This is a genomic window from Paenibacillus sp. LHD-38 (genome assembly GCF_031157315.1).
GTDB lineage: Bacteria > Bacillota > Bacilli > Paenibacillales > Paenibacillaceae > Pristimantibacillus.
In genome coordinates, this window is sequence record NZ_JAVIFU010000022.1 from 67,643 (window position 1) to 81,309 (window position 13,667).

The 13,667-nt window shown below is 45.1% G+C and carries 11 protein-coding genes, 1 pseudogene and 1 other annotated feature; of the genes and pseudogenes, 2 read left to right on the forward strand and 10 right to left on the reverse strand.

Annotated features, from left to right (window positions below; translation table 11 throughout):
- Positions 1-196: 196 nt before the first annotated feature.
- Positions 197-922 (forward strand): DUF421 domain-containing protein, encoded by a 726-nt coding sequence (locus RCO25_RS19255; RefSeq protein WP_308997758.1) that lies wholly within the window; start codon positions 197-199, stop codon positions 920-922.
- Positions 923-1,370: 448 nt separating this feature from the next.
- Here the strand turns inward: RCO25_RS19255 and asd are convergent, their stop codons facing one another.
- The 4 genes from asd to RCO25_RS19275 form a co-directional block, all read right to left on the reverse strand.
- Positions 1,371-2,456, reverse strand: a complete 1,086-nt coding sequence (gene asd, locus RCO25_RS19260; RefSeq protein ID WP_308997759.1) for an aspartate-semialdehyde dehydrogenase — start codon at positions 2,454-2,456, stop codon at positions 1,371-1,373.
- A gap of 146 nt (positions 2,457-2,602) precedes the next feature.
- Positions 2,603-2,866: a binding site (T-box leader), on the reverse strand.
- 139 nt (positions 2,867-3,005) lie between these two features.
- Positions 3,006-4,253, reverse strand: coding sequence for an ATP-binding protein (locus RCO25_RS19265; protein ID WP_308997760.1), 1,248 nt, complete (start codon positions 4,251-4,253; stop codon positions 3,006-3,008).
- A gap of 116 nt (positions 4,254-4,369) precedes the next feature.
- Entirely contained in the window at positions 4,370-4,792 is a 423-nt protein-coding gene (locus tag RCO25_RS19270) for a DUF1801 domain-containing protein (RefSeq protein WP_308997761.1), read from the reverse strand.
- A gap of 322 nt (positions 4,793-5,114) precedes the next feature.
- Positions 5,115-6,590, reverse strand: coding sequence for a protein adenylyltransferase SelO (locus tag RCO25_RS19275; protein ID WP_308997762.1), 1,476 nt, complete (start codon positions 6,588-6,590; stop codon positions 5,115-5,117).
- Positions 6,591-6,936: 346 nt separating this feature from the next.
- Between RCO25_RS19275 and RCO25_RS19280 the strand changes: the two genes are divergently transcribed.
- On the forward strand, positions 6,937-7,242 hold the full coding sequence (locus tag RCO25_RS19280) for a TipAS antibiotic-recognition domain-containing protein (RefSeq protein WP_308997763.1): 306 nt from the start codon (positions 6,937-6,939) through the stop codon (positions 7,240-7,242).
- 26 nt (positions 7,243-7,268) lie between these two features.
- Here the strand turns inward: RCO25_RS19280 and RCO25_RS19285 are convergent, their stop codons facing one another.
- From RCO25_RS19285 to RCO25_RS19310, 6 genes and pseudogenes are all read right to left on the reverse strand, one after another.
- Complete coding sequence (locus RCO25_RS19285) at positions 7,269-8,294, reverse strand: ATP-grasp domain-containing protein (RefSeq protein ID WP_308997764.1); 1,026 nt, start codon at positions 8,292-8,294, stop codon at positions 7,269-7,271.
- 48 nt (positions 8,295-8,342) lie between these two features.
- On the reverse strand, positions 8,343-9,140 hold the full coding sequence (locus RCO25_RS19290; protein ID WP_308997765.1) for an HAD family hydrolase: 798 nt from the start codon (positions 9,138-9,140) through the stop codon (positions 8,343-8,345).
- Positions 9,137-10,291 (reverse strand): cysteine protease StiP family protein, encoded by a 1,155-nt coding sequence (locus RCO25_RS19295; RefSeq protein WP_374992134.1) that lies wholly within the window; start codon positions 10,289-10,291, stop codon positions 9,137-9,139. Before RCO25_RS19295 ends, RCO25_RS19290 begins: the two co-directional genes overlap by 4 nt.
- Positions 10,292-10,318: 27 nt before the next feature.
- Positions 10,319-11,620, reverse strand: a pseudogene (locus RCO25_RS19300) (phosphoribosyltransferase family protein); the annotation flags it as partial.
- The gene (locus RCO25_RS19305) at positions 11,562-12,767 is read right to left on the reverse strand and encodes an HpcH/HpaI aldolase/citrate lyase family protein (protein WP_308997766.1); all 1,206 of its coding nucleotides are present in this window, start codon (positions 12,765-12,767) and stop codon (positions 11,562-11,564) included. The pseudogene RCO25_RS19300 and the gene RCO25_RS19305, both read right to left, overlap by 59 nt.
- Positions 12,768-12,866: 99 nt before the next feature.
- Complete coding sequence (locus tag RCO25_RS19310; protein WP_308997767.1) at positions 12,867-13,661, reverse strand: TerC family protein; 795 nt, start codon at positions 13,659-13,661, stop codon at positions 12,867-12,869.
- Between the last annotated feature and the right edge of the window lie 6 nt (positions 13,662-13,667).

Genomic DNA, 13,667 nt, shown 5'->3' on the forward strand with positions numbered 1-13,667 from the left:
GTTCATAGCGATAAGCTTTAAAAGCCAAAGTAGCATATAAGGCATTATACTTCATTATTTAAGTCATTACAATTATTTATCGTCTTTTATGCATCATTTGATTAAATTTACATCATGGGAATAACAATTACCAAATAGTGCAAATTAAAATATATATAACTTGTCAGCTATAAGAATTTTGGGGATGTGACTGGAATTGGATTTTTTTGAGAGTCAGGAATCATTATCTAGTATCGAGTGGATCTTAAGAAGTATCGTTAGCTTCGTCTTTTTGCTGCTTGTAGTCAAAATGATGGGACAACGCTCCATTTCTCAATTAAGGCTCCTCGATTTCATTGTTGCTATGACCTTAGGTAATATTATTGCCCATCCTCTTTCAGATGAGAATTTGGGATTAATGGGCTCTATGATCACCACCATTACTTTAATTTTGTTATATGTATCAGCAACGTGGTTGAGCTTGAGATGGCCGTTATTCAAACGATATCTTGATCCGCCGCCGCTTAAGCTCATTGAAAATGGTCAGATTCAATTTCATAACCTAACTATTGCAAGAATCTCTATTGATTTTTTATTCTCTGAACTTCGAAAGGAAAAAGTGGAGGATGTACAAAAGGTATCCCTTGCAGTATGGGAACCGGGAGGAACTATATCCGTTTTTGTAACCCCCCAATACCAACCGCTTACTCCTGCAGATATGAAGCTTCAGACTCAACCCTTTACGCTTACGCGGCCTATTATCTTTGAAGGTAAAGTCGATATGCCGCTGCTTAAAGAACTCGGAAAAGACCTTTTCTGGTTAGAAAAAAAGATAGCACCTACTTATGCCAATATCCGTGATGTGATATTAGCGACTGTTGACGACAACGAGAACGTGCGATCTACTCGAATCCTAAAGAAAAGACCTCCCTATAACCATTAGAAAAAGGCAGCTCTAGCATGAGCTGCCTTTTCCTATTGGTTATTATTTCACATAGTGTAGAAAGATAGAAAAAAATGAAGCGATACAACAGCCACAGAAGCATGAAGTAAAACATTCATCCAAACCTTGCGGGCTATCTTAAAATCTTGCACCAACATGATGATTGACCATATGAAAATAATTGCAAAAGCGATTTGAAGTAGAATACTAGGCATAATATAATAACCTCCCAACACTTTATCATAGTTTAATATATTATGAACATGCGGGAGTTGTGCTTCTTTCTCTCTACTATTTTCGCTATAATTTCGTTATTCAACTGGCCATTAACGTAATAGACTGCCGAAATATCGGCAGCCCTAAGTCCATTTAACTGAAAACAGCAAGCTCCCGAAATGATCAGAATGCTTGCTGTTTTGTCTAACTATTCAAGTAGATGTGAATGCTTCTACTTTGCCTGAATGTACCCTTCCGCTTTAAGCAGTTCAGCGATCAAAACAGCACCGCCTGCCGCTCCACGTAATGTATTATGCGATAGTCCTACAAATTTATAATCGTATATGGAGTCCTCACGCAATCTTCCCGCCGAAATACCCATACCGCGCTCAATGTCACGATCAAGCTTTGTCTGCGGTCTGTTCTCTTCTTCAAAATAAGTTATAAACTGTTTTGGCGCGCTTGGCAGATTAAGCTCCTGCGGGCGCCCTTTGTATTTCAGCCAGCGATCAAGAATTTCTTCTTTCGAAGGTTTTTTCTCGAACTCTACAAATACGGTGGCCAAATGTCCATCCAATACAGGAACGCGAATACACTGCGTTGTAATTAATGGTGCGCTTGCTTTAACAATTTCATTATTTACAATGCTACCCCAAATGCGAAGTGGCTCCTGCTCGCTTTTTTCTTCCTCGCCGCCAATATAGGGGATAACATTGTCTAACATTTCAGGCCAATCGGTAAAGTTTTTGCCCGCCCCCGATATCGCCTGATACGTCGATGCCACCACTTTTGTTGGTTTGAAATCCAGCAATGCGTGAAGTGCTGGCACATAGCTCTGAATCGAACAGTTGGGCTTAACCGCAATAAATCCGGTCGAGGTTCCAAGCCGCTTTCTCTGTGCAGCTACCACTGCCAAGTGCCCTGGGTTAATCTCTGGAATAACCATTGGAATATCAGGAGTCCAGCGGTGAGCCGAATTATTGGAAACAACAGGCGTGCCCGTTTTTGCGTAGGCCTCTTCCAACGCTTGAATGTCAGCCTTTTTCATATCAACCGCACAAAAAATAAAATCAACCTGATTGGCAACCTCCTCCACTTTCGAAGCATCCAGAACGACGATGTTTTTCACTGCTTCGGGAATTGGGCCCTGCAACTTCCATCTGCCTTGTACAGATTCTTCATACGTTTTTCCTGCCGAACTGGCACTAGCTGCAATGGCCGTTACCGAAAACCAGGGATGCTGATCCAGCAGTTGAACAAACCGCTGGCCCACCATGCCCGTTCCTCCTACAATGCCCACATTCAATTTTTTTGTCATATGATATTCAATTCCTTTCAATTTCGCATAATCTTCCCTAAATAAAAAATATTCAAAAAATCCGATTTAGTGTACTTTATGTTGAATGTAAACTGTATTTCCTTTGCACCAATAAAAAAAATCCCACCCCCAAGACTTTAGTCAGTCTTAGGGACGAGATTTGTATACTCGCGGTACCACCCCAAATTCGCTAATATGTCGCCATATTAGCCTCTTCGAGTACGGCATTACCAAGTAATGCTTATACTCTAGCTCTGTAACAGGAGCTCCTGGCACACCATCCCCCTTTATCTTGGGTTCCGATATGCTGCTCTGAGTCTTTTTTCAATAAGGAACTCTTACTCCTTTTCAGCTAACGGAGCTCTCTGTGAAAGAATTCATTTATTTACTCTTCTCTTCGTCGCATTTGATTATTGATTGCGATTATATTACCAAATAACTCTTATAAGGTAAACAAGAATTTCGAAAATTAGAAAACATTACATATTTGATCGTTGCCTGTCCGTTAGTTGAGCGGTAATGAACAGTTCTCCCAGCTGTTAGGCAGCACTAGGCCTTCGGAATCCTCGCTATGATCTCTGTTCCAACCTCTCGTTCACTGAGCACTTTTATCTTTCCCTTGAACGATTTGATAATCTGGAAGCAAACCATCATACCTAATCCAGTGCCGCTCTCCTTCAAGGAATAATAGGGAGAACCGAGTCTTTCTACTTCCTCTTTCGACATCCCGATTCCCTCATCTTTCACGCGGATTTCCACATGCGAATCATCCACTGCGATACATGAGGCCCAGATCGTCCCGCTAACAGGCATAGATTCAATTGCGTTTTTTATGATATTAATTAGGAACTGGTTCATTCTTTGGGCATTTCCGTGAACTAAACAGTTACTCTCGATGTTGGTTTTAATAGAGACATTTTTGCTTAACGCATAGTTTTGCATCAGAGTCGCGGCTCGTATTAGTTGATTGCCAACGTCCACGTCTTCATTACAATCCGAGGGCGGCTTTCCCAAGGTCAAAAAATTGTGAATGATATTGTTCGCTTGATCCAATTCTTCAATAGACAGTTTAATATACTGCTTCTTGTTATCAGGCAGATCGGGCGTATCAAGGAGCTGAAGAAAGCCCCGGGCTACCTGCATCGGATTACGGATTTCATGGGCAAATACACCTGTTAAGTTACCAATCAGTCGTAATCTTTCAGCATTTTGAAGTTCTTTACGCATCATATGGATCTCTGCCATGTTCTCATTTAAAGCGGTTAACAACCAAGCCAGACCAGCAGCACAACCGAAGTGAAAAAACATCATGGTTAAGCTCTCTGTTGTAATTCCCCTCAGCACCGAGACTAAAGAGGCGCCCACGAAGCAATAATACGCCGATAGCATGACTGCTATTTTAATTCGCTTGTCTTTTGATACGCTTACGAATTTCTTCTGAAAATAAAAGATAACAGAGTATCCAAGAATGATACTCAGCAGAGAGCTGTAAAAGCCTGGATCCACGCCTAAATTTAAACGATATAGAATGATCAATACGGCTAAAAATAAACCTATTTGTCGACCGCAATACAGTGTACCGATCAGCAAGGGAACGATTCTGAAGTCATGCTGCATTCCGTTTCCGTAGCTTATTGGGAATGACATACATAGTAGAACTGAACTCCCCCAAAGTATGGCCAAAAATAGGTTATTATTTTTTGCGATTCGAATATGGCCTAACAAATAAGCTTGGTAAATGCCAACAGGCACAATGACTAATGATAACTGCAGCAAGAAGTCCTTGATTATGCTCAAACGAATCCACCTTACCGTCCATTCATATCACGTGGACATGCAACTTTTATCTAACATAACACCCAATACTGCCATTTTTCAACTATCGTTTCCGTTAACAAAGCTGCACTACCGATTCAATGCTCCGGATACATCTCATTTATAAACTTAACAGATTGGTTTATCATCGCTTTCAAAACGTCAACATCAATGTCAGTTACTTTATTGATATAGACACATGCTTTGCCTGCAGTATGCTTTCCGAGATTCTGCAACAGCGCATCCCGCTCCGTGTCGCCAGTTAGGATATAAAGACTTACCTTTGCCTTTCTAGGTGAGAAACCAGCGAGCGGTGCAACTCCTTCGTGACCGGAGTCATACCGGTAGTGATAGGAGCCAAAACCAATGATGCTGGGTCCCCACATTTTTGCTGGGTAACCTGTCGTTTCCGTAAATATATCTAATAGCTTATATGCGTCTTCGCGCTTCTTAAGATTCTCCACATTTTCAATAAATTCAATGACGCTGTTGTCGGTTTCTTTTGTTTTCTGTTCGTACATCGTAATGAAATCTCCCTTCAATAGTTGATCTATAAATGTAAAGTTACAAAATCATATAATTTGGAAGCTTTACATCAATACTTCTTCAAATATTCCCCAATATCCTGCCCTTTAGCACAATAACCTGGCCACGCATCGCCCCATTACCAGCAATAGCGATACATTTACAGGCCCTTCACTTTAAAAGAAGGCATTTTATTGCGCTATAGATCGGCTTTTACAAAAAAACGTAAAAAAAGGGCCAATTCCTATGCCCTTTTTTTGTAATAATCCAATATGAATATTTTCTTGAACAGGAATGGATTGATCTAAAGCTCCGATATCAGGTACCGCAAAAGGTTCGGTAAGGGAGACTGGATTGCGCAGGCAGTGTGGAGTACTCAGCCTGTTCGGGAGAGTGCGCGTAAGGGCTCGCTAGAACATCAAGAAGCCGCTCCATCACGCTGTAGTCTCCTTGATTTACTGCGGCTTCTAGCGCCTCTTCTACCCGGTGGTTACGAGGTATTAACGCAGGATTGCTGTTCCGCATCAACTGATGCGAGGCATCCTTTGATTCCTGCTGCCTCCCAAGTCTCGCCTGCCATAGCTCCTGCCACTGCACAAATTCCGTGCTGCCGAACAGGTCCGTATCCTCCGGTTGATCAAAAGTTAAAGCACGGAAGGTATTGGTATAGTCCGCGCGGGAGTTCTGCATCAAGCCTAATAGGCTTACGATAAGGGATTCATCCTCTAGCTCTTCATTAAAGATCCCCAGCTTCGCTCTCATTCCCGCGATCCAGTGATGGTGATACAATTCGCTAAAATCTGAAAGTGCATCCTCGGCTAATTCCACAGCCTCTTCCTCGTTGTCATGCAGCAGCGGCAATAGGGTTTCAGCGAATCTCGAGAGATTCCACACTGCTATATGCGGCTGATTGCCATAGGCATAGCGGCCATGAATATCAATCGAGCTAAATACCGTTGCTGGAACAAACGCATCCAAGAAGGCGCAAGGACCATAATCAATGGTTTCTCCGCTCAAGGCCATGTTGTCGGTGTTCATCACCCCGTGAATAAAGCCAACAAGCTGCCATTTAGAAATTAGCACGGCCTGACGCTTGATGACTTCCTTAAGCAGGGATAGATAGCGGTTCTCATCAGCTTCAATCTCTGGAAAATGTCTTTGCAAAGTATAATCTGCCAAGTCCCTGAGATCCTCGGTTGATCCCCATTTTGAAACGTATTGAAAGGTGCCGACGCGCAGGTGACTTGCAGCCACACGGGTCAATATTGCCCCTGGTTGCTTGGTTTCCCGGATGATTAACTCACCCGTTGTTACCACCGCAAGGCTTCGTGTCGTTGCAATACCAAGCGCATGCATGGCTTCGCTGATGATGTATTCACGCAGCATCGGCCCAAGTGCCGCTCGGCCATCGCCCCCGCGGGAGTATGGCGTTCTGCCTGAACCCTTAAGCTGAATATCTACCCTCTCACCTTGAGGAGTAATTTGTTCGCCAAGCAGCAAAGCCCGGCCGTCCCCTAGCATATTAAAATGCCCGAATTGATGCCCTGCATAAGCTTGAGCAAGAGGCGAAGCGCCTTCAGGTATTTGGTTGCCAGCAAGTTCCGCCGCCCCATCCTTGCTTTGCAGCGCTTGGACATTCAAGCCCAACGATATGGCCAATGGTTCATTAAGAATGATCAGCTTTGGTAAGCTAACGGGTGGAGGGGTCATTTTAGTGAAAAATGATTCCGGAAGACGAGCATAACTGTTATCAAAATTCCAGCCTGTTCCTATTATTACATTTTCCTCTGCCATCGTTTCTCCTCTTCTTTTCTTTTTGTATTTTAATACTAGCTTTCACATCAAACAAAAATCATAGGCATTCTGAAATTGTGTGATCTATTCGCTATGTCAACTACACTAATCAGCCACTTTATTGTTTACTTCTGCCAATTTATTATACACTTTCTATACATGCATAGCGCTCTTTATGTACCCAGCCATTCCTTCATGAACTGGTTTATCTACTGTAGATCCTTCATTTCTACCAATACGATGCACTGGAGGTTCAACGCAAGATGCTTCAGGAGAGACACGGCAGACTGGATAGCATGTTGGAAACGCTGGATAAAACAATCAGGCAAAAAAAGGAGAGGTTGATGTGGCGAGCATAGAGAAATTGACCGAAGACGAGCAAAAAGCTATAGGAGGAGAAATGAGCACTCTTTACCGAAAGTTGGCAGACATGCGCAGCATGTCTGCCGAATCGGCCAAACCTCAAACGGCAATGAAAGATTGGTATGTATTGCTGAACCTAACTGGCAGCTATTCGCTAGAAGCGTTCAATGAGCTCTGCCAGCTGTATGCGAAAGACCCTCGAATCGTGAAAAATATCAAGCCCTACGGAGAAGAATTATCCGTATTTCTCCACGATGCGATAGCCTTCCACGTCGATAACAAGCTCTAAACTTGATCCGAGGCTGTTAAGCTAGCTTACAGCTGATTAGCCGGCATCAATAACGGCTGCTCCACATAGCCGGCTTGTATGCCGAATTGCGGCTTTGGCCGTTCAACTGTTTTGCCTTGCAGCGCTTGAACCGCCAAATATGGCATGTTTACGCCAGACAGACATGTAATGTATAGACCGCCGGACATACGCGGATTGATCTCAAGCAGCTTAGGCACGCCTTTGTTGTAGCGCACTTGAATATTGAAGGCGTACGGTATGCGCAGGCTTGCCGCAATGCGTTCCGCAATATCCAGCAGCTCGGCCGATTCTTCAAGCAGATACGTTCTTCCCGTAGATTTGCGGCGCGGAATGGCCGTTAGCAGCTCACCCTCGGCCGTCGCTACGCAATCGATGCTGTATTCCGTTCCATCGAGCAGTTCCATCACCATCAACGTGTCGAAGTGGTCCGTCAACGATAACGTCTCATACGCCTGCTGGAATGTCGTCGACAGCGTCACATAGCCATAAAGATCTTGAAGCGGATCACGATCATTATCGATGATCCGAAAGCCCATGCCGCCTTCAGACTTTGTCGGTTTGAAACACACTTTATGTCCAGCCGCCGTAAGCTCTTCATAAGCTTGTTTAAACTGCTCGGCCGTATTTACCACACGGTAGTCGGGAATGGTCACCAGATCTTTCCCTCTCAGCGCTTCATAAAATTTATCCTTTTCAATCATTGCGTCCAGCAGCTCAATATCACGGCAAACCATCACTTTCGTGCCGATCTCATCAAACAGATGCGCATACCTCGATATTTCTTCCATATGCAGACGCGGAATGAAAATATCGATTTTGTTTTTTCGGCAAAAATCCACACAAAAATCGACGTATTCCCGGCCAAATACAGCCGGCTCCGTTCCAATATGATCAGATGCCAGCAAGGACATATGGTTAATATCGGGATGGGTGCCATAAAACTCAAAGGACTCCCCGTCCGGGTTGTTCCGAATCATATTAATATAATGGTACGCTACCGAAAACCAACGATTCATATACACGCGTGTCATATCTAAATACCTTCTTCCCTGTCATTAAGAATCATATTGCTGATGCGTTCATGATCTGCGTGCGTGCTCTAGGATGGAATCAAGCAGCTCCTCAGAGGCAAGCGCCCCCTTGGCTTTCGTAAATTGAATATGTGGATGCTCCGAATAAAATCGGCCTAATTCACCGTGAACGGGCGAGATCGCGTAATCTGCCGCTAGAAGCAAGCTCTCATCGAGCAGGCTGTCACCTGCCGCATACACAAAGGAAGACCCCAGCTTCTCCTTCACATATTGAATCGCTGCGCCCTTGCTTACCTTCTCGGGAACCAAATATATTTTGCGGCCTTGAAGCGAGTAGCTCCAGCCATGCGAGGCAAGCCGCTGCTTCAGCTCCTCCAATGATTCATGCGGCAGATTCTCTCTCTCCACAACGATGGAATAAAACAGCTCATCGCAAAGATCATTTGATTTCACCCAATGCGAGGAGGAGATTTTGGCAAAGAGGTCCGCAATCGCTGAGCTTTCCGCACAATGCTGCTTAACAGCTTCGCGTACAAGGTTATGCCATTCCTGGTCGATTTGCCCGTTTACAAGCACGGTACCGCCGTTGCTCACAATAACATATTCAGGACGGAACTGCTCTTTAATGCCGAATATTCGGTTGAACTGCTCGGGTATACGCGTCGTTACCGGAACGAAACGCACAAGGCCAGTCAGCTCCTGCAGCTTCTGAATGGCCGGCTTTGTCATATAAGAAATATGCCTGCCCTCGTACAGCTCGACCGGAACCATATCTTCAATCGCTGTCTCGCCCTTCGATCTTACGGAATAGATTAACGTTTGGTCTAAATCGCTCGCAAAAATCATTCCGAATCCCCCTTCAAGGCTTTAATAATGCCGCAGCAGGAATAGGACATATCCGGATACTCCTCCACGGGTACGCCGCGATCCTTTGCAAGCAGCAAAATATGCTTGAGATTAGGGTTATCCAATCGGTCCACAAGAATTTTCCAAGGCACCCGCCGCAAGAGAACACGGGTCGTCTCGCCTACGCCAGGCTTAATGAAATTGATATCGCTTATCCCAAAAGCACTCTGGATACGCATAATATCCTGCATCCCCCGCCAAGTGATTTCATTTTGTTCAGAACTCCCTTCCATTTGAAGGGCTTCTGCCTTGGAATCGGATGCTGTCTGCTTAAAAAAAGCAGAAATCGTATCAACGAATACGCGTGATTGATCTGCTTTTTCCCATTCCTTATAATACTTCGCACCGTGAAAATCTTCTGCTCCGATCAAATCGCCGCGCAGTACGGTCCGGCTGATCAGACCTGACACGGTCGCATTCAGACATGCACTTGGGATAAGAAAATCCTCTCTCGTCCCAAACGTACCCGCACAGTATCCAGGATCCGCAAGGACAGCCAGCTCGTCGCTCAGCTCGATTCCATGCTTTTGTTTCATAAGGCCGCACGCCGCAATCAGCACCTTCGTAATAGCGCCCTTGCCAGTCCAGCCGTCTACAAATTGCACATGCTGATTCGGATGGTTCTGGTTGATATAAAGCAAGGCGTTCTCGTCAATGCCTTTGCCTCTAATAATCGAAAGGCTGTAATGCGAAATATCTTTGCCGTATACCTGCTTGATATAACGCTTGATGAGTACGCCAATCGGGGTTCCGCCTCTTGCCAAGGATGCAAGCACGATATCAAATCCATGCTTCTGAATGATTCGTTCCGATACGGTGCCCACCGCTTTGGCGATTCGCTCCGCAGAGTCGCTGAGCGTAGCTTGGAACAATTGCAGATATTCAGCGGTTGGCTGATATTCAATCGGCAGGCTTTCCGAGTAATGGCCGCCTGTCTGCATGGCCGCTTCTCGATCCTCCGTACGCTGCTCTAACGAAATGTCGCTAAGATCCTTCAAGAGAAAGGTAACATCCCCTTGCTCATAGCTCCCTATGGGCGCAGGATCAGCAAGCTTTTTCCGGCTAAAATAAACGACATGCACCTGCGGAATTCCGAGGGACAGCAAAACCTTCTTCAGCTCTGCCATTTGATCATCCGCTACTTCCCGCTCCATGAATATAAATATTTCTTCATAATCTCCGCGTGGAATATTATACATAAAGTTCATGACATCAGCATGCTCAGGGGAAGCATAGGGGTAAGCGGATCTAACCGCGTAATGTTGATCGGAATCCGGATGAATGGGGCTGCGTGTACTGGATTGATACCAAGTGTCCGTGCCAAGCTCAGCAGCTACGCGCATTGGAATGTACATAAACTCTCCCGTTCCCATGCAAAGCGTCCTGCCGCCCGTTCTACGCTCCCGCAGAAGCCCAGCAGCCTTTTCTACTTCCTTGTCCAGCAGCTCGCTCTCAGCCGTCGATAAGCCGAAACGTCCCGTATGCTTTAGATAAGAAGCCTCGCCGTTCAAGGCAGAAAAGCCTGCAAACTGATTATTCAAATACACGAAATTAATCGCCGGCTCCTGTTCGTGGTCCCGCTTCTCTTTCTGATGAACTGTGCTTTCAACAGGCGTACCCGAGACCGTAATCTGCCCAGCTACCAGCGAAAGGCAATCCACGGCAACGTCCAGCTCCTGCTCCAGCTCGCTGAAGCGCAGAATATCCTCATCGGAACGCCAGTCCAGCAGGCTTGCTACAATATAATTCTTCTTACCGTACCTTGCGTGCAGGTCATGAATGATGTTGATCGCTGTTTTACCCGTCGTCATCTCATCATCCACGAGTACGATCGTTTCGGCTTGCTGAAAAATATCCGGATCATTGGCATAACACCGATGAGTCGTCGCATGGGAATGCTCTTCTTCAAAATCGATACAAGAGGTCCAATACGCGATGCTCTCGCGAGTCGTATGCAAGAAGGCCGCTTTGCCGTCAAACATGTCGAACATGCTGTGTCCAAGCGCTGTTGCGGTTTCCGCAAAGCCAATGAACAGCGTCTTATCGTTCACCTTCATTTTGTTTCGCTTCATCTTCTCATAAATGCCGCCCGCTGACTCCGGCGCTTCGAATGCATGCAGCAGCTGCTCCATTCGAATCGGCAGCGCTCCGCCTTTAAACTGCTGATACAATAATCCGAGTGCCGCTCCTGATAACAAGGAAACATGAGGCTTTACCGGAATATGCTTGCCAAGCACCTTGCTTACGAACAAGAAGCTTCGTTTTTTGTTGATACGGGCCGCCATTTGGAACAGCCGCTCCAGCGGAATATGGAAGGCGTTGCTCGTCACCTTGATCGTAACCTCTAAATCCCCAATAATATTATACGATTGCAGGTTCCCGTTCTTCTGCGAGTAAGCAGGTGAAGTTTTGGTTTTCATTTAGCACCCCATATATGTTCGATCTGATCAATATTCGTTTGGCCCATGTCATATGCGGCTTAAACTCATTCATTTTGTTCGAATAACGGCTTTTCATGACGCCTAGATCACCTTGGCTATTTTCGATAATGTGCAGGGCGTCCATATACTCCTCATGCGTTACGACAAGCATGGCTTGTACCGGTTTTATATGTGTCGGATGAATAATCGTTTTACCTATAATGCCGTTTTCCTTATCCATTGCTACTTCGCGAATAAGCCCGTCCACATATTTATTGATATAATCCATTCGTAAAATACGGCCGTGCCTTCCCATGCTCTCCTCAAAAGGCGTTTGCCTTAGCTGCGGCTTGAACACGCGATCGCTCTTGAAATACTCCCATACCGGTCCCGAGATCACATAATGATTATCCATTCTGCCAAATACATTTACGATATCAGCGATGCAATCACGAATAACCGCTATGTCATAGATCGTATGATCCGGACTTCTTCGAAGCCCAAAGAGACTGGAAAAATCAGTGGCGCCGATTCGTACGTTCAGCACATATTCCTTATACTCATTCAGCAGCTCCGAAATGCCAAGCAGCGTTTCTATCCGCTTCTCCCGGTATATAACGTCCGCGCTCTCCAAAATAGGCATGCCGTATAGCGTTGAACTGGATGCTGCATTTCTTTGATTAAACTCCGCGAGCAATCTTAAATACTCCCCGCCGGTTTCCAGGTTGAATTTAGGGAATACGATCCCCGTCACATATTGAATTTCCTCACCAAAGTAGGACAGCAGCCGTTTGAGCTGATCCACGGAGCGTATCCTGATGAAAATAAGAGGAATATCGTTTACATGCAATAAGCCTATCGAAAGATATCTTCCTATGGTCAGTAATGTCGCTTTCAGATTCTCCTCAGCATATTCAAGTTGATTGTCGCCTACTGCATCTTCAAGGTCTATCACCATAGACACGAGCCCTTCGTGTTTATCGGCTACCAAATCATCTGCTATATTATCCTTGGTGGCAGGCATATAAAGCGCCGCACCAATCGCGTGAGCAATTATTTCTTTATCAGCATTATTATTGAACTGAATCGGAAGGGAGTAAAAGAAATGCTGCTCTTCTTCATTGGTAAGATAGTTGAAATACCTCAAAGCGATCCCTCCTAAAGGTTTGGTAAAACAAGCTGAGAGTGAAAAAATATCCCTCGCGTTCCATTGAGGGATATTTCGATAATCTAATTATTTGCTTAGTTAGACGGCTTTTGAGCCTTTTTTATTTCGTACCGCGCTAAAGATTAGCGTACCGCCGAATACAGCTATGATTAAACCGAAGAAGAATGCATGAGGCACATGCAAGTCGTATGCTCCGCCGATCATTTTCGCTGCAATCAAGATAATGAGAATGAAGGCAGCCTTCTCGAGCTCTGGGAACTTATCGATAAGCCTGAGGAATACTTGGGCCACGCCGCGCATCATAAGAACGCCGAGAATACCGCCCAGGAACAGAACCCAAACCTCTTCACTCACGCCAAATGCAGCTAGAACGCTGTCGATACTGAACGCAATGTCCATGATCTCAACGGCAAGCACCGTACGCCAAAAGCCGTAGCCTTTGTTTTGTACCACTTCTTCTTCTTTTTCGTTCCCCTTCTTACCGATATACGGAAGAAGCGGAATGCCGCCAACCCGGGCAAGCTTGAATTCGAGATGGAACAAATTGCTTAACGCAATCCATAATAAGTATAATCCGCCCGCGACTTTAATCCACGTAATCTGAACGAGATAAACACCGACCCCAATCGCCACGAAACGGAATACATAAGCACCGATAATCCCGTAGAACAAAGCCCTCTTCTGCTGCTCCTTTGGTAAATGCTTAACCATGACCGCTAGTACCAGCGCGTTATCTGCCGATAGCAGCCCTTCTAAAAGGACCAAAGTTGCAATAATCCCCCAGTTTGTAGGATTAGTGAATACCGTCAATAAATTGTCCCATTGAAAGAAGCTGCCAAAGTTCGCTATTACGCTTTGAAAAAAATCAACCATTCTTTA